This is a genomic window from Pseudomonas sp. 3HC3, assembly GCF_044904505.1.
Taxonomy (GTDB): domain Bacteria; phylum Pseudomonadota; class Gammaproteobacteria; order Pseudomonadales; family Pseudomonadaceae; genus Aquipseudomonas; species Aquipseudomonas putida_Y.
Window position 1 is genome coordinate 1 of the sequence record NZ_JADDRH010000007.1, and the last position, 16,845, is coordinate 16,845.

Below are 16,845 nucleotides of genomic sequence, written 5' to 3' on the forward strand. Positions count from 1 at the left end.
TGCTGGCCAATCCCCACCCGCCGTTCACCATTGCCACCGCCATCGTATTCGCGGGTAAACCCGCTCCTACACACACAGATCGGTGGTGGACACACATCGGTGGTTGGCCGCAGGCCGTCGTGTAGGAACGGGTTCACCCGCGAAAAGGCCGGCCCTGCTGGCCAATCCCCACCCGCCGTTCACCATTGCCACCGCCATCGTATTCGCGGGTAAACCCGCTCCTACACACACAGATCGGTGGTGGACACACATCGGTGGTTGGCCGCAGGCCGTCGTGTAGGAGCGGGTTCACCCGCGAAAGGGCCGGGCCTGCTGGCCAATCTCCACCCGCCGTTCACCGTTGCCGCCGCCACCGTATTCGCGGGTAAACCCGCTCCTACACACACAGATCGGTGGTGGACACACATCGGTGGTTGGGCGCAGGCCTTCGTAGGAACGGGTTCACCCGTGAAAGGGCCGGGCCTGCTGGCCAATCTCCACCCGCCGTTCACCGTTGCCGCCGCCACCGTATTCGCGGGTAAACCCGCTCCTACACACACAGATCGGTGGTGGACACACATCGGTGGTTGAGCGCAGGCCGTCGTGTAGGAGCGGGTTCACCCGCGAAAGGGCCGGGCCTGCTGGCCAATCTCCACCCGCCGTTCACCGTTGCCGCCGCCACCGTATTCGCGGGCAAACCCGCTCCTACGCCTGATTGAGCTGCGCCCCGGATGTTGGACACATTCCGTTGTGCGCGGTGGGCTGCGACGCAGCCCCAACAGGTGCAATGAAATACCTCACCCCGCCACCCGCACCACCCCCAGGTCAATCCCCAGATGCACCAGCTCGGCATGCGAACTGACCTGCAACTTGCTCTTGAGCAAGGTCAGGTGGTTGGACACGGTCTTGGCACTGATACACAGCTGCTCGGCAATCACCCGCGCAGGGGTACCCTTGGCCAGCATCGTGAATATCTCCAGTTCGCGCTGGGTCATGCGCTGCAACCGCGGGTCATTGGTGCTTTGCTGCGACATGCAAGCCAGCTGGGTGGCCAGGGGCTGCTCGATGTAGGCATGCCCGGCCAACACCCGCTGCACCGCCTCGATCAGCACCTCGGGCGCCGAGTTCTTGGTCAGGTAGCCCGAAGCCCCCGCATCCAGTGCCTGGCGCACCAGCGGCAGCTCGTCGTGCATGCTAAAAAACAGCACCCGCAACTGCGGCAGACGCTGGCGCAGGCGACGGGTGGTTTCCAGGCCACTGATACCGGGCAGGCCAAAGTCCATGATCACCAGGTTGGGCACCTGCTCCTGGACCCTGGCCAGCGCCTCTTCACCACTGGCAGCTTCGCGCACCTGCACCAATGGCAGCACCGCCCGCAGCAGGCTGGCGTAGCCCTGGCGGACCACGGCGTGGTCATCGACCAACACGATATTCATCACACCTCCTCGGGAATGTTAAGGGCCAGCGCCCAGCCACCGCCCGGGCGGCTGAAAATGCGTAACTCGCCCCCAAGGCTGCGGGCGCGCTCGGCCATCGAGTGCAGGCCTACCCCTGGGCGCTGGGGCTGGTGGGCGCCGCAGCCGTTGTCGCGAATGAACAGGCGCAAGCCCTTGGTACTGCGCTGCAGGCGTACCCGCACCTGGCTGGCACCGGCATGCCGGGCGACGTTGGTCAGGGCCTCCTGCAACAAGCGGTACAAATGCGTTCTGCTCGCCCCAGGCAGCGTCGGCAAGTGCTCGCCAACCCGCAGCCGGCATTCGATGCCCTGGCTGGCCTGCCACTGGCTCACCAAAAGCCCGAAGGCCTCGGCCAGCGGCATGTAGTGCAGCGCCACCGGATACAGGTTGTGCACCAGCGCGCGAAAACCTTGCTGCAGGCGCTCGCAATTGAGTTCAAGGGCCTGCGCCGTCTGCGTCACCACCTCTGGCTGTTCGGCCACCATACGCAGCAGGCATAGCTGGGCACGCATGCCTGCCAGGTATTGCCCCAGATCATCGTGCAGGGTCTGCGCCAGCTGGGTACGCTCCTGCTCCTGCACTGCCAGCAGGGTCTGGGTCAGTTGGGCATTGTCGGCCTGGGCCTGCTCCAGGGTTGCGGCCATGCGGTTGAAGTGTTTGGCCAGTTGGCGCGCTTCCGGCAGGCCGGCTTCGCGCAGGCGTGCCGTCAATTGCCCGCCCGAGACCTGGTGCAAGGCGCCCAGCAGCTCATCCAGCAGGCCCATGGCCCGCCGCACCGCCCAGCGGATGGTCAACAAGCTCAGCAACAACGCCAGGCCACAAACGCCAAGCAGTTGTTGCAGGGAGTCCCAGACTTCATCGATTTCATCCCGCGCATCCACGGCAATCAACACGCGGCGGCCATCACTCAAGTCCAGCAGCCGGCTGCTGTGGTAGCGCTCGCCGAATAACTGGCGGCCCAGCCAGGCATCCATACCGGCCTCCTGCGGCAGCCTTGGCACCTCACCCGGTGCCAGCCAGTGCACCCGCACATGGCGCAGGCTCTTGGTCAGGCCGGGCTGCAGGTTTGCCGGGTCGCGTTCGGCGGTGTCGCCCAGGTACGCCACCACGGCTTCGGCTGACTGCAACTCACGCTCGACGTCGGCCACCGCCTGGTGCAACAGCACCCCGGCACAAGCCAGCGTGACCAAGGCGAAGCATAACGTGACCCAGAGGTTGACTCGCCACAGGGCCGACAAGTTGACAAGGCGCACAAGCGGTTCTCCTCAGGCCGTTGTGGACCATCGTAAAACTGCGGCCCCCGCACTGAATTACTACCTTGGTACCGGCCGAGCGCTACTTTCTGCATATTTCCCCCTCCCGGCGGGCTTCCTATGCTGGCGCCATCTGCCGTGGAGTGTGTTATGCGCCAGCCTGCCCACCTTGCCTTGACCTGCCTGCTGGCCTTGGCCGCAACACTGGCTGCCCCCCTGGCGCCCGCCGCTCAGGGCCAGGCCGCAGCCCCGCTGCACATACGCATCGGCTACCTGGGCTATCGCCCCGCCACTGGCCCGCTGCTGTCCAATGTCATCCCCGAACCCGGCGATGCCGGGCTACAAGGCGCCGAACTGGCCATTGTCGACAGCAACAGCACCGGGCGTTTCCTGAAGCAGCAATTTCAGCTGACCAGCGCCAACGTCGACAGCCCCGAGGCCCTGCTGCAAGCCGCCAGGGCCCAGCATGACCAAGGCCTGCGCCTGTTCGTGGTGAATGCCCCGGCCGCCAGCCTGCGCGCGCTGTCTGCCGCCCTGCCCGACAGCCTGTTGTTCAACGCCGGCAGCCCCGAGGACAGCCTGCGCAGCAGCCAGTGCCTGGGCAATGTCCTGCACAGCCTGCCGAGCCGGGCCATGCTGGCAGATGCCTTGGCGCAGTTCCTGGTACTGCGCAAATGGCAACGGGCACTGCTGGTGGTCGGCCAGACCCCGGACGACCAGGCGTACGCCGCTGCCCTACGCCGGTCGGTGAAGCGTTTTGGCGTGCAACTGGTCGCGGAAAAAACCTGGACCTTCGATAACGACCAGCGCCGCAGCGCCCAGGCCGACATGCCGTTGTTCACCCAGACTGCCGAATACGACGTGGTGCTGGTGGCCGACGAGCGCGGTGACTTCGGCGAGTACCTGCCCTACCAGACGTGGTATCCGCGCCCGGTGGCCGGTACCCAGGGCCTGACCCCCACGGGTTGGCACAAGACGGTGGAAACCTTCGGGGCGGCGCAGTTGCAAAAACGCTTCGAGGCCCAGGCCGGGCGCTGGATGAATGACCGTGACTTCGCCGCCTGGATGGCTGTACGCAGTGTCGCCAGTGCAGCCAGCAAGCTGCGCCTGGCCGAACCTCGCGCGCTGCAGCAGTTGCTGCTCAGCGAGCAGTTGCCGCTGGACGGTTTCAAGGGGCGCAAGCTCAGCTACCGCCCGTGGAACGGCGAACTGCGCCAGCCGATCCCGTTGGTTCAGCCCCGCGCCCTGGTCAGCACCTCGCCGCAGGAGGGCTTTCTGCATCCCTTCAACGAAATGGACAGCCTGGGCTACGACAAGCCCGAAGTGACGTGTAGCTACCCCTGACCCGACAACCACAACAATAAGGAATTCGCCATGCGCCGCCCCCTCTTCCACCGGGCCCTGATTTACCCCAGCCTGCTGTCGGGCGCCCTGGCGCTGGCCAGCAGTCACGCCATGGCTGCCACCGCCTGGGTCTCCAACGAGAAGGACAACAGCCTCAGCCTGATCGACATGCAAACGCTGGAAGTCACCGAAACCCTGCCGGTGGGCCAGCGCCCTCGTGGCTTGCTGCTGTCGCACGACAGCAAGCTGCTGTATATCTGCGCCAGCGATTCGGACCGGGTGCAGGTGATGGACGTGGCCACCCGCAAGATCATCAAGGAGCTGCCTTCCGGCAAGGACCCCGAGCAGTTCGCCCTGCACCCCAACGACCGCTGGCTGTATGTGTCCAACGAGGACGACGCGCTGGTGACCGTGATCGACACCGTCACCGACAAGGTACTCGGGCAGATCGACGTTGGCATCGAACCCGAAGGCATGGCGGTCAGCCCTGACGGCAAGTGGGCGGTCAACACCAGCGAGACCACCAACATGCTGCACTGGATCGACACCAGCACCCAGACCCTGGCCGACAGCACGCTGGTCGACCAGCGCCCGCGCTTCGTCGAGTTCAGCAAAGACGGTTCGCACCTGTGGGCCTCGGCAGAGATCGGCGGCACGGTGACCATACTCGACGTGGCCACGCGCCAGGTGCTGAAAACCCTGAACTTCCAGATCAAGGGCGTGCACCCGGACAAAGTCCAGCCAGTGGGTATCAAGCTCAGCGCCGATGGCAAGTACGCCTTTGTCGCCTTGGGCCCGGCCAACCACGTGGCGGTGGTCGATGCCAAGACCTTTGATGTGCTCGACTACCTGCTGGTCGGGCGGCGGGTCTGGCAGCTGGCATTCACCCCGGACCAGCGCCAGTTGCTGGCCACCAACGGTGTCAGCGGTGACGTTTCGGTCATTGATGCAAAGAACCTCAAAGTGCTCAAGTCGGTGAAGGTCGGGCGCTACCCCTGGGGTGTGGTGGTGACACCATGAACGCCCTCGATGTCAGTGACGTGAGCTTTGCCTATGGCCAGCGCGAGGCACTCAGGCAGGTCGGTTTCAGCCTGGCACCCGGGCGCTTCGCCGCGTTGCTGGGCCCCAATGGTGCCGGCAAGTCGACCCTGATCGCCCTGCTCACCCGCCTGTACGACCTGCAGCATGGCGACATCCGCGTGTGCGGCTGCTCGCTACGCAACGCTGCACGCCCGGCCTTGCGCCAGCTGGGCGTGGTATTTCAGCAAAGCACCCTGGACCTGGACCTGAGCGTTGAGCAAAACCTGCGCTACCACGCCGCCTTGCATGGCCTGTCGCGGCGCCAGAGCAACCTGCGGGTCGAAGCCGAACTGGCCCGCCAAGGCCTTGGTGAACGCCGGCGCGATCGTGTGCGTGAACTGAACATCGGCCATCGGCGGCGGGTGGAAATTGCCCGCGCGCTGCTGCATGAACCGCGCCTGCTGCTGCTGGACGAAGCCAGCGTCGGCCTCGACCCGGCCAGCCGCCTGGCGCTTAACCAGCACCTGCGCCGGTTGTGCCGCGAGCAGCAGCTCAGTGTGCTGTGGGCCACTCACCTGCTGGACGAAGTGCAGCCCAGCGATGACCTGTTGATTCTGCATCAGGGGCGCCTGGTGGCCAGTGGCACCGCCGATGCGCTGAGCCTTGAGCACGGCGGTGACCTCGATCACGCCTTTGCCCGCTTGACCAACGCCCCCTCAGGAGCCAACGCCCGATGAACGCTTACTGGCAATGTTTCAACGGCATCATGCTGCGCGAGTGGCTGCGCTTCGTGCTGCAGCGTACACGCCTGCTCAGCGCGCTGGTGCGCCCGCTGCTGTGGTTGCTGGTATTCGCTGCCGGGTTTCGCGCAGCGCTGGGCATTGCCATCATCGAGCCCTACGACACCTACATCCCCTACGAGGTGTACATCATCCCCGGCCTGGCCTGCATGATTCTGCTGTTCAACGGCATGCAGGGCTCACTGTCGATGGTTTACGACCGCGAGATGGGCAGCATGCGCGTGTTGCTGACCAGCCCGCTGCCACGCCCATTCCTGCTGGGCAGCAAACTGCTGGCAACTTCGTTGATTTCCCTGCTGCAAGTCTATGCCTTCCTCGCCATCGCCTGGTTATACGGGGTACAGCCACCGGCTGCGGGCTTGCTGATGGCACTGCCAGCGTTGCTGCTGGTGGCCTTCATGCTCAGCGCCCTGGGGCTATTGCTGTCGAACGCGATTCGCCAGCTGGAGAACTTTGCCGGGGTGATGAATTTCGTGATCTTCCCGCTGTTTTTCCTATCTTCGGCGTTGTACCCGCTGTGGAAAATGCGCGAGGCCAGTCAGTGGTTGTACTGGCTGTGTGCTGTGAACCCGTTCACCCATGCCGTAGAGCTGGTGCGGTTTGCACTTTATGAGCGATTGAACCTGCTGGCGCTGGCGGTATGCCTGGGCTTGACCGCATTGTTCACCCTGCTGGCGATACTCACCTTCAACCCCCAGCACGCGGCGCTGCGCAAACCACGCTGAGCGGCCACAAGCCGAAGGTTCATGTGGAGGGGCGCGCAGCACCCTTTGCGCCCGGCCATCTACTCCTTTAGTACTGGCTTTGCTGTCTAATCGTCGCATTCACAACGCACCGTCCCTGGCATGTAATGGGCTTATAACAAGAAGGATAAAACCATGCCACGTGCCCCGCGCCCTTTGTTGGTTGCCCTTGCGCTGAGTCTGTCGCTGGGCATCGCCCACGCCGACACCACGCCGCTGTTCTCCGCCGACGGCTATCGCACCACGCACTATCGCAGCCCTACCCCGCAACAGGTCGAAGGCGGCCAGGTCGTCGACACCGCCACATTGCAAGGCCTGCTGGGCCAGACGCCCCGGCCGGTGCTGATCGACGTCTATCGCCGTCAATGGCTGCAAGGTCGCTTCATAGAAGACGAACCGCACAGCAACCTCCCCGGCAGCCTGTGGCTGGCCAACACCGGCGACGGCGCACTGAGCCCGGCATGGCAGGACTACTTCGTGCGTAACCTGCAAAAAGCCACGGCCGGTCACCCGGACCAACCGCTGGTCTTTTACTGCCGCTCCGATTGCTGGTTAAGCTGGAACGCGGTAAAACGCGCGAAAGCCTTGGGCTATAACAACCTGTATTGGTACCGCGACGGCCTGGATGCCTGGCAGCAAGCCAACCTGCCATTGCAGCCGGCACAACCGGTACCGTTCCCCTGAAATGCCTGCATATGCGTGCCCCGCTCCATCCAATAAAAACAAGGTGAAAAGGCCATGTACAAAATTCTGATTGCCGACGATCACCCCCTGTTTCGCGAAGCCATCCACAACGTCATCAGCGATGGTTTCCAGGGCAGCGAGGTCATGGAGACCGCCGACCTTGAAAGCGCCCTGGCCCTGACCCAGGCGCATGACGACCTCGACCTGATCCTGCTCGACCTGAACATGCCCGGCATGCACGGCCTCAATGGCTTGATCACCTTGCGCAACGAGGCGCCGACCACGCCGGTGGTCATCGTTTCGGCCGAGCAGGAAAAGCAGATCGTGCTGCAGGCCATTACCTACGGTGCCGTGGGCTTCATCACCAAGTCGTCGCCACGTTCACAGATGATCGAAGCGATCGAGCAGATCCTCAATGGCAATGTCTACCTGCCGCCAGACATCATCCGCGCACAGAAAAGCAGTACCAGCCGGCGCCATAACGATGCCCCGAGCTTCCCGCCGGAAATGCTCCAGGCCCTGACCCGCAAGCAGCTGCTGGTTCTCGAGCGCATGACCAAAGGTGAATCGAACAAGCAGATCGCCTACACGCTGGACATCGCCGAAACCACCGTCAAGGCCCATGTTTCGGCGATCCTGCGCAAACTCAATGTACACAACCGGGTACAAGCCATCCTCAGTGCCGGCGATATCGATTTTGCTGATTATCTGCGCCGTTGATCCCTGCCCGCCGTTTCGCGGATAAACCCGCGAAGCGGCCACCCGTTATGCAACGCCACTGGCCAGCAGATGGCTCATCGCCGTCTTGAGTTTCATCGGCCTTACGGGCTTGTGCATCAGCGTATGACCCAGCTCGCGGATCTGCTGCTTGAGATCGTTGCTGTAGTTGGCAGTGATCATCAGCGCCGGTAGCGGCTGGGCACGGCGGGCATTGATCCGCGCTACGGCGTCAACACCATTGCAGTCGTTGTCCAGGTGGTAGTCGGCAATCAGCAGGTCGGCCTCGGCGTGGTAGTTGTCCACCTGGCGCGCCAGGTCTTCCTCCGACAGCGCAGTGACCACCCGGCAGCCCCAACCTTCCAGCAATGTGCGCATGCCCGCGCAAATCGCCGCATCGTTATCCAGCACCCACACCCGCGCCCCGCGCAAGCGTTCGAGCATCGGCTCGCATATCGCCTGGCTCGGCTGGGCTTTGGGGGCGGTGGCGCTCAGCGGTACCTCGACTGCGAACACTGACCCTTTGCCCAGCCATGACCGCACGCGGATCCGGTGGCCGAGGATGCCGGCGATCTTCTCCACGATCGCCAGGCCCAGGCCCAGCCCACGGTCCTGGTCCGGGCGCTGCACATCACCACGCTTGAACTCCAGGAACATGTCTTCCAGGTGTTCTTCGGCAATGCCGATGCCGCTGTCCCATACTTCAATCCGCACGCCACCGCGCTGGCGCCGACACCCCAGCACCACGCGCCCGCTGCGGGTGTAGCGAATGGCATTGCTGAGCAGGTTGCGCAGGATGCGCGCCAGCAGCTGGATGTCACTGCGCACTACGGCAGAACACCCCACAAAGTGCAGCGCCAGCCCTTCGCTACGCGCCACCTGGGCGTATTCGGCGGCCAGGTTGTCCATCAGCTCGCTGAGGGCGAACGGGGCGACATCGGCCTTGATCACGCCAGCATCGAGCTTGGAAATATCTACCAGCGTGCCCAACAGGCTTTCCACATCCTCCAGCGAATTGCTGACATTACGCACCAGGTGGGCAGCGTTTTGCGGCTCGTCGCGTTCGAGCAACGCACTGGTGAACAACCGCGCCGCGTTCAGCGGTTGCAACAGGTCATGGCTGACCGCAGCAAGGAACTTGGTTTTCGACAGGTTGGCCTGCTCGGCCTCGCGCTTGGCCTCGCGCAGACGCGACTCGGCCTGGCTGCGCTCCTCAATTTCACGCAGTAACTGGTCGTTGAGGCTGGTCAGTTCGGCAGTGCGTTCGCGCACCCGTTGCTCCAGGTGCTGATAGGCCTGGTGTAAGGCCTGTGCGGTGTTGCGGCGCTCGGTGATGTCGCGGATCAGCACGAAGATGCCCACCACCTCGCCACTGGCCAGGCGGTTCGGCACGTAGGAACGCAGCATGTAGCGTTCCTGACCGTTGATATTGGTTTCGGCAAATTCAAACGTCACGCTCTCCCCCGCCAGCGCCCGTACCACGTAGCCTTCCAGGCGCTGGTAGTGCTGCTCGCTGTGGGCCGCGCGCAGGCTCTGGCCCAGCATCACGCCATGCGGCCAGCAATACCACTCTTCGTAAACCTTGTTGGTGAATTCGTAGACCAGATCGGCGTTCAGGTAGGCGATCAGCGCCGGGACGTTGTCGGTAATCAGGCGAATCTGGTGCTGGTGGGCCGTCTCGGCCCGCTGCCGGGCCTCGCTGAGCAGGCGGTTGACGGCCTTGAGCTCGGCCATGGCCTGGTTCAGCGCATCGGTGCGTTCGCGCACCTGCTCGGCCAGCACCACCGAATGCTGGAACGCGGCGTATGGGTCGTTGCCCCGGGTCACGCCCGACTCGATGCGCTCGATCAGTGCGTCATTGATGCGCTGCAGCTTGTGGTTCTGGTGCTGCAGCCGGGTCAGCTCGGCCTGCAGTTCAGCGACCGACAGGAGGCCGGTTGCGGGCAATGGCGACCCCGGTGAAGGTCTGGTTGATGTGCATGCCATTGAACTGTTCTCCGTAGGTGTTGAAACCGATCACCCGTTGCTCGCGCAAGAACGCGCCGACCGGCTCCAGGCCGTGATGGGCCTCCAGTTCCAGCCGCCGCAGGAAACAATCACAACCGATGGTCAGCAGCAATGGTCCGAGACGCTGGTGCAGGCCATCGAACAGCTGGTGCAGGTTCGGCAACAGCGGGCCCGGGGTCATGGCCGTGAGCACGATGCCGTTCTCCACCGCGCAGTAGAAGCTCAGGCTGAGGTCAGGATGCATTTGCTGGATCGCCCGCACGTAGTACTGATCATGAATGCGCACGGCTAGCGGGTGGGCGGCGAACACCCGGTGATCGAGCGCATCCACGGGCACACCGATGTGGCGGGCATATTCCTCGGCCGCCGGCTCGGCATTCAGTTCGAAAACCCGGCGCTGGGCGCTGTCGGCACCGGTTACCACCAGCTTTTCCTGGCGCGGCAGGATGTGATGCGTGGTGAACACTTCGAAGTCGAGCCAGGTGTTGACCAGCACCACCACGGCTGCGCCGTTGTGGAATGTACCGCCGTAATACACATGAGTGCGGTTCAGGTAGTTGTCGTCACCGGCCGAGCCGCCGAAGTGCGGGATATCCCCCAGTGCTGCGCTGAGTGCGGCAAGCACCATCTCCTCGCGGCTGGACAAGCCATCGAGCAGTGTGAGTGCAAAGCTGTGGCCCTTGATTGGCGCCAGGGTATTGCTGCGGCAGGTGCCGACCAACCGCTCGACCATCTGCTGCGCGTCGATCAGGCTGAAGCGCTCCATTTCATCGATCAACGCGGTGGCGATCGAAAAGTGTCGGTGATCGAAGCCCACCGCCGTCACGCAATTGCGGCCGTAGCCCAGCGGGGTGATTTCACCGGCGCTGGTGCAGCCGACCAGGCGTATGCCGCCAAAATCCTGCTCCAACGCTTCGCCCAAAGCCTGCAAGTCGTATTCGGCGGAACAGAAGAACAGCACGAAACCCAAGTGCGGGTGCAGCAACTGCCGCGCCAGGTCCTGGGCGGCCAGCCGTGCGTCGGTAGCCTGAGACATGGCACTGACCACACCGTCGTTATGAGCCTGCTGCATCGTGGTCTCCGGCACGGGGTGGCTGAGCGATCAGTTTAAGGAGGTGGTGGCGGGTGACGAATGCTACTTGGGTAGCGGGTGGGCGGTTCCATGGGCGTAAAAGACCGCGTCAATCGGGGCCGCCTTGCGGCCCCGGGCGCTTACCAGGTCAATACCGCGCCCACGGCAAAGGTATCGGTGTCTTCGTTCTGCGCACTGGTGTCATGCCCGTCGATGGAAAACTGGTTGTACTCGGCCACCAGTTTCAGGTTGTCGTTGATGTCATGGAACAGCGCCACACCCCGGGTCTCGTAGTCCGCACCGCTGCCAACCGCACCATTGCCATCGTCCTTGGTCTTGCCATAGGACAGCGCCACGCGGTTCTTGCCGAACTTGTACGAGCCCTGCAGCAGGTAACCGTCACTGTCGACATTGCGCAAAACCGGTTCGCCGGCATTGTTGGTGAAGAACGGGTTGATGCCCTTGGCCTGGAACCCCGAGCCGGTCAGCGACCAGCCGCCCATCTTTGCCTGCACCCCGTAACCCACCCCCTTGGAAGTGACCGTTTCTACCGTGGAGTCAGTATTGTCCGAGGTCTGGTAACTGCCGTTTATCCAGCTGTAGATCTGCGCCCCACCCAGGTCGAACTGGTAGGTGATCTCGCTCTCGGTGCGTGGGTTTTCCTGGTAGGCCTTCCCGGTCGGGCTGCTGTCGTTGGTGTCCACCGGGTCCATGATGCCCACCGCCACCCGCAAGCCGTCCATCACTGGCGTGCGGTAGGTGATCTGCGAGGTTGGGAACGGGTACGGGTAACCGCTGCCAATGTTGCCGAATGACACCCCGCCGCCGTCCACCAGCCCCAGGGTGTCGCTGACCTGGCCATAGCCGGCCAGCAGTTCGTCGAGCAGGATGTTGGAACGGGCGAACAGCCCGAAGTCCTTGCCGATCAGCACCTCGCCCCACTCGGGGTTGGCCACCGTGCCGTAAAACTGGCGTACGTCGATGGCGGTGTCGGTGCCGTTGGTTTCACTGTCGTTGATGGTTACCCAGAACGAGGCACGCGCGCCGAGCTTCAGGTCATCCACCTGCTTGCCCATGTTGAAGCCCAGGTAGTTGGGCAAGAAGCCCATCTTCACCCGCGACTGGCGGCGGTCAAACTGCTCGCCCTCGCGGTCGACCTTGCTGTTGACGTAGAAGGCGTTGATATAGCCATCGGTGGAAAACGTCGTCTGGTCCTTGTCGTACAGCATGATCTCGGCTTCGGCGACGCTGCTCAGGCCAAGCGCAGAAAAGCTGGCGATGGCGGCTGCGAGAAAACGAGGCGGCAGGTGCTTATTGTTGTTGTGCATGGCGCGCTCCAAACGGGGACGGGATGTCGGAGGCGATTATCAGAAGTGGGCAAATTGCCAGGAACGCTGCTTTGGCGTGGGGTGGCGAGTGCTTTGGGGCGGGAGGGTGTGGCCCGGTGATTTGGTCCCGGTACCTGCTTGGGTCCTGGTTCGAGACTTATGGCTCAGGTAGGAGTGGCAGGCGGGTATCAATACGATTGAATGAACCGGGGCCGCCTTGCGGCCCTTCGCGGGCTCGCCCGCTCCCACAGGGGTCGTGGATATCCTGAAATTGTGGGAGCGGGCGAGCCCGCGAAGGGCTGCAAAGCAGCCCCCTTTACATTGTCTGAGCGGAATCTCCTGGCTTCAGGAAGCCAGTGCCTGCGGACGCTGGCAAGCGGGCATTTCATAGCGGTGCGGTTGCTGCCAGGCCAGCCGTGCCTGCACATCCACCACCGCGTCCTTCACCTTCTGCGTCCAGTGCTCATCCTTCGGGCACACCACCACCACGCGGAAACCGTGGTCGACACCCTCCAGGCGCACACCTTCGGAATCATCTACGTGCAGATCAATATCAAAAGCCGAAGGCAGCTTGGAGGGTGAATTTTCCAGCCCGCGCTGGGCCAGGATATGCTGGTGCCGATCGCTGTTGACCACACCATCGACATGAATGCCGTAAAGCATCAGCCACCGGCGGATGTAAGCCGGGGTACGCCCCGAGGAGGTGTAGATCCAGATGCTGCAGCCCTGGCGGCGCAGGTCGCGGATCAGTTCGCAGGTGCCGCTGCGCAGGGGCTCACCCAGCCAGCGATGGACGAAACCCGGCAGCTTGCTGTCTTCGGCGGCAGCGTGCTCGGGCAGGCAGGCCAGCGTGTCGTCGATATCGAACGAAATGCGTACCTGGCCACGCTTGAGCTTGCGTTCGATGGCTTGCCGCCCTCGTGCGAACAGGGATGAACCTTGCATCAGCGGCTCCCCTCACAGGCAGGCACGGGCGTGCCGCTCAGGAAGAACTTGCCGGGCTCAGGCGCCTTCGCTTCAAGGAAAGCGGCGTACTTTTTCTTGATCTTGGGGAGTTCGTACAAAGCCTTGACACCGTGTTTGGCGGAGTTGCGTATGACCGAGGACGGGTTGAAGTAACCCTCGGCGTTGTCCAGTGACAGCACGAATGGCGGCAGCCCGGCACGCATCAGCAAGTAACTGACAATGAGCGAACCCGTGCGGTTGTTGCCTTCGATGAACAGCTGCGGCTTGCTGAGGATCCGTACATACACACCCGCGGCCCGCTTCCAGATCGAATCGCTGCGGTACGAGCAGTACCAGTTGTACAAATCCTTGATGCCACCTTCCACGTTGTTGAAAAAATGTGCCTCGGTCGCTGCAAGGTGCGGGGCGAACTCCAGGCGACGGGCCGGATCGCTGCCGCATAGCACGGTGGCATTGATTTCCAGCATCAGGTTCAGCTGTTGCAGGTCGAACAGGTCGATACCGCGGGCGACATAGTCGTCAATCAGGGCATAGCCTTCAAGCACATTCAGCAGTACCTCGTCGGTAAACGGGTCCCGCGGTTCGGTGAAATGCTGGCTGAGTTCGGTAAAACGGCCCTGCACCTCGCGCAGTGCGCGCTCTACCGCTGACAGATCAAGACGACGCGTCGCTCGCATTGGTAATCCTGGGTAACACTTTAACGGAAGGTAACGCGGCCAGGCGTTGCAACCATCCTGGCTGCAACACCTGGCCACCTTGGGCTTGCATGACTCAGCTGAACTTGCCGCTGATGTAATCGCTGGTCAGCTGCTCGCGCGGGTTCTGGAAAATCTGCGCGGTTGCGCCCATCTCGACCAGATAGCCGGTGCGGGTGCCCTGGGAAATGTCGACCGAGAAGAACGCGGTGGTGTCGGCCACACGAATCGCCTGCTGCATGTTATGGGTCACCAGCGCGATGGTGTAGTCCTTCTTCAGCTCGACCATCAGCTCTTCCACGCGGCGGGTGGCGATCGGGTCGAGTGCCGAGCAGGGCTCGTCCAGCAACAGCACTTCCGGCTCGGTGGCGATGGCACGGGCGATGCACAGGCGCTGCTGCTGGCCACCAGACAGTGACAGCCCGCTGACCTTGAGCTTGTCCTTCACTTCGTCCCACAGCGCGGCGCCTTGCAAGGCGTGCTTCACGCGATCGCCCAGGTCGCCTTTATAGCGGTTCAGGCGCAGGCCGAAGGCCACATTGTCGAAGATGCTCATCGAGAACGGGTTGGGCTGCTGGAACACCATGCCGATATAGCGGCGCACCACAACAGGGTCGACGCCCTTGCCGTAGACATCCTGCCCAAGAAAGTGCACATGGCCTTCGAAGCGGAAGCCCTTCACCAGGTCATTCATACGGTTCAAGCTACGCAGCACGGTACTCTTGCCGCAGCCCGAAGGGCCGATAAAACCGGTGATCTCGTTTTTCCTGATCGGCACATGGCTGTCACGCACGGCCATGAAGTTACCGTAGAAAATCTTGTCGAGCTTGCAGTCCATGACAATGGGGGCTTCGCTGACCATGGGAGCGGCTCTTTGCGCAGTGGATACGTTCAAGTTGGATGCTCCCTTTCTCAATACTTGGGCTTGCCGAAGACTCGGCTCAAAATGTTGATGACCAGCACGATCATGACCAGCACCAGCGAGGCCGCCCAGGCGAGCTCCAGTTGGTTGTCGAACGGCATGCCGGAGAAGTTGTAGATCAGTACCGCAAGCGAGGCTGTGGGGTTCATCACCGCCAGGTCACCGTCGTGGTAGATCCAGTAGTTGCTGAACAATGCGGTGAACAGCAGTGGCGCGGTTTCGCCAGCGGCGCGAGCCACGGCCAGCATGACGCCGGTGAGGATGGCCGGCAGGCCGGTCGGCAAAACGATCTTCCAGATCACCTGGGCGCGGGTGCAGCCCATGCCGTAGGCGGCGTCCTTCATGATCTTGGGCACCATCTTCATCGACTCTTCGGCAGTCAGCACCACGATCGGCAGCATCAGCACCGCCAGCGCCACGCCGCCAGCCGGTGCCGAGTAGGTGCCGGTGGTCATCACCACCAGGGCGTAGGCAAACACCCCGGCCAGGATCGATGGCAGGCCAGTGAGCATCTTGGCGGCAAAGCGCGCAGCGTTGGCCAGCTTGCTGTCGGGGCCGAGCTCGGCCAGGAACACCGCTGCCAGGATACCGACCGGCACAGCGATGGCGGCGGCAATGCCGACCATGACGAAGGTACCGGCCATGGCGTTGCCGAAGCCGCCGCCCATTTCGAAACCGGTAGGTGGCAGTTCGGTGAACACTTCCAGGTTAAGGCGTGCCCCGCCGCGAGTGATCAGCATGTACAGCACGGAAATCAGCGGCACGCTGGCCACCAGTGCCGCAAACCATGCCAGGGTGGTCAGTACCAGGCTGCGCAGGGCGCGGCCTTCCAGCTTGCGCTGCAGGCTGGGCAACGCGGCTACAGGGGTCGTCAGGTCAGTCATTGTTTGTTACCACGCTGGGCGTAGAGCATGATCATCGAGCCGAGGACGTTCACCAGCAGGGTGATGAACATCAGCACCAGTGCGGCGTACATCAGCACTTCGACCTCGTTCGGGCCGGCTTCCGGGAAGTTCAGCGCCAGCAGCGCCGCCAGGGTGTTGGCCGGTGCGAACAAGGACAGGGAAATGGTGTTGGCGTTGCCGACCAGCATGGCCAGCGCCATGGTTTCACCGAGTGCACGGCCAAGGCCCAGCACCAGCGAACCGAAGATGCCGGTAGCCGCCGAGGGCACCATCACCTTGAGGATGGCTTCCCAGTGGGTGGTACCCATGCCGTAGGCAGCCTGCTTGGTTTTCATCGGTACGCTGGTCAGCGCATCCTGGGAAACCGCAGCGATGGTCGGCAGGATCATGATCGCCAGTACCAGCGCCGCAGGCAGCAGGCCTGGGCCACTGAGGGAGGTGCCGAAAAACGGGATCCAGCCCAGCTCGCTGTTCAGCCAGGCGGTCAGCGGGCGAATCGCCGGGATGACCACATAGATGCCCCACAGGCCGTACACCACGCTGGGGATGGCGGCGAGCAGCTCGACGATGGTGCGAAACACCGCAGCAAGCTTAGCCGGAAGGAAATCCTGGGTCAGGAAAATGGCCATGCTGACGCCGAAGAAACCGGCGATCAACAGGGCGATCAAGGCGCTGTACAGCGTGCCCCAGATCGCTGGCAGAATACCGTACTTGCCTTGGTTAACGTCCCAGACGCTGCCAAACAACACGTCAAAGCCATGCTTTTCAATGCCGGGCAGCGCCTTGCGGCCCACTTCGTAGACCAGCGCGAAGACCAGCGCCAGTACCAGCACCACGCCAATGCGCGCAAGCGCACGGAAGGTGCGATCGACCAGGAAGTCTTTCGCAGACGGTGGCTGGCACGCGGAGTCGGGGTTATCCGGTATGGCAAAAGGTGTGTTCATTGGCGAGTT

16 protein-coding genes are annotated in these 16,845 nt (G+C 63.0%); 6 read left to right on the top strand and 10 right to left on the bottom strand.

The genetic code is table 11. From position 1 onward, the window contains the following. Positions 1 to 776: 776 nt before the first annotated feature. Positions 777 to 1,415, bottom strand: a complete 639-nt coding sequence (locus INQ47_RS12645; RefSeq protein WP_209966625.1) for a response regulator transcription factor — start codon at positions 1,413 to 1,415, stop codon at positions 777 to 779. After that, entirely contained in the window at positions 1,415 to 2,689 is a 1,275-nt protein-coding gene (locus tag INQ47_RS12650; RefSeq protein WP_404701804.1) for a histidine kinase, read from the bottom strand. Before INQ47_RS12650 ends, INQ47_RS12645 begins: the two co-directional genes overlap by 1 nt. A gap of 150 nt (positions 2,690 to 2,839) precedes the next feature. Here INQ47_RS12650 and INQ47_RS12655 point away from each other — a divergent pair, with 150 nt between their 5' ends. From INQ47_RS12655 to INQ47_RS12680, 6 genes are all read left to right on the top strand, one after another. After that, positions 2,840 to 4,033: an ABC transporter substrate-binding protein gene (locus INQ47_RS12655; RefSeq protein ID WP_404701805.1), complete on the top strand. Its 1,194-nt coding sequence runs from the start codon at positions 2,840 to 2,842 to the stop codon at positions 4,031 to 4,033. A gap of 30 nt (positions 4,034 to 4,063) precedes the next feature. Next, complete coding sequence (locus INQ47_RS12660) at positions 4,064 to 5,053, top strand: YVTN family beta-propeller repeat protein (protein ID WP_209966628.1); 990 nt, start codon at positions 4,064 to 4,066, stop codon at positions 5,051 to 5,053. Then, entirely contained in the window at positions 5,050 to 5,790 is a 741-nt protein-coding gene (locus INQ47_RS12665) for an ABC transporter ATP-binding protein (RefSeq protein ID WP_129932255.1), read from the top strand. Before INQ47_RS12660 ends, INQ47_RS12665 begins: the two co-directional genes overlap by 4 nt. Then, positions 5,787 to 6,578 (top strand): ABC transporter permease, encoded by a 792-nt coding sequence (locus INQ47_RS12670; protein ID WP_010953586.1) that lies wholly within the window; start codon positions 5,787 to 5,789, stop codon positions 6,576 to 6,578. Before INQ47_RS12665 ends, INQ47_RS12670 begins: the two co-directional genes overlap by 4 nt. A 153-nt stretch (positions 6,579 to 6,731) precedes the next feature. Beyond that, positions 6,732 to 7,280, top strand: coding sequence for a PQQ-dependent catabolism-associated CXXCW motif protein (locus INQ47_RS12675; RefSeq protein ID WP_252458309.1), 549 nt, complete (start codon positions 6,732 to 6,734; stop codon positions 7,278 to 7,280). 54 nt (positions 7,281 to 7,334) lie between these two features. Beyond that, on the top strand, positions 7,335 to 8,000 hold the full coding sequence (locus tag INQ47_RS12680; RefSeq protein ID WP_003254108.1) for a response regulator transcription factor: 666 nt from the start codon (positions 7,335 to 7,337) through the stop codon (positions 7,998 to 8,000). A 45-nt stretch (positions 8,001 to 8,045) separates the two neighbouring features. Here the strand turns inward: INQ47_RS12680 and INQ47_RS12685 are convergent, their stop codons facing one another. The 8 genes from INQ47_RS12685 to pstC form a co-directional block, all read right to left on the bottom strand. Beyond that, positions 8,046 to 9,944: a NahK/ErcS family hybrid sensor histidine kinase/response regulator gene (locus tag INQ47_RS12685; RefSeq protein WP_252458308.1), complete on the bottom strand. Its 1,899-nt coding sequence runs from the start codon at positions 9,942 to 9,944 to the stop codon at positions 8,046 to 8,048. Next, entirely contained in the window at positions 9,913 to 11,076 is a 1,164-nt protein-coding gene (nosP, locus tag INQ47_RS12690; protein WP_103462384.1) for a nitric oxide-sensing protein NosP, read from the bottom strand. Before nosP ends, INQ47_RS12685 begins: the two co-directional genes overlap by 32 nt. A 140-nt stretch (positions 11,077 to 11,216) precedes the next feature. After that, entirely contained in the window at positions 11,217 to 12,404 is a 1,188-nt protein-coding gene (locus INQ47_RS12695) for a porin (RefSeq protein ID WP_319298544.1), read from the bottom strand. A gap of 345 nt (positions 12,405 to 12,749) precedes the next feature. Beyond that, positions 12,750 to 13,349: a hypothetical protein gene (locus INQ47_RS12700; RefSeq protein WP_404701806.1), complete on the bottom strand. Its 600-nt coding sequence runs from the start codon at positions 13,347 to 13,349 to the stop codon at positions 12,750 to 12,752. Next, entirely contained in the window at positions 13,349 to 14,047 is a 699-nt protein-coding gene (locus tag INQ47_RS12705) for a hypothetical protein (RefSeq protein ID WP_404701807.1), read from the bottom strand. The genes INQ47_RS12700 and INQ47_RS12705 overlap by 1 nt, the downstream gene beginning before the upstream one ends. Positions 14,048 to 14,141: 94 nt before the next feature. Beyond that, entirely contained in the window at positions 14,142 to 14,927 is a 786-nt protein-coding gene (pstB, locus tag INQ47_RS12710) for a phosphate ABC transporter ATP-binding protein PstB (protein WP_021784018.1), read from the bottom strand. Between the two features lie 50 nt (positions 14,928 to 14,977). After that, positions 14,978 to 15,871, bottom strand: coding sequence for a phosphate ABC transporter permease PstA (pstA, locus tag INQ47_RS12715; RefSeq protein ID WP_003254119.1), 894 nt, complete (start codon positions 15,869 to 15,871; stop codon positions 14,978 to 14,980). Further along, positions 15,868 to 16,836 carry a phosphate ABC transporter permease subunit PstC gene (gene pstC, locus INQ47_RS12720; protein ID WP_004574212.1) on the bottom strand — a complete coding sequence of 323 codons (969 nt, stop codon included), beginning with the start codon at positions 16,834 to 16,836 and terminating at the stop codon, positions 15,868 to 15,870. The genes pstA and pstC overlap by 4 nt, the downstream gene beginning before the upstream one ends. Between the last annotated feature and the right edge of the window lie 9 nt (positions 16,837 to 16,845).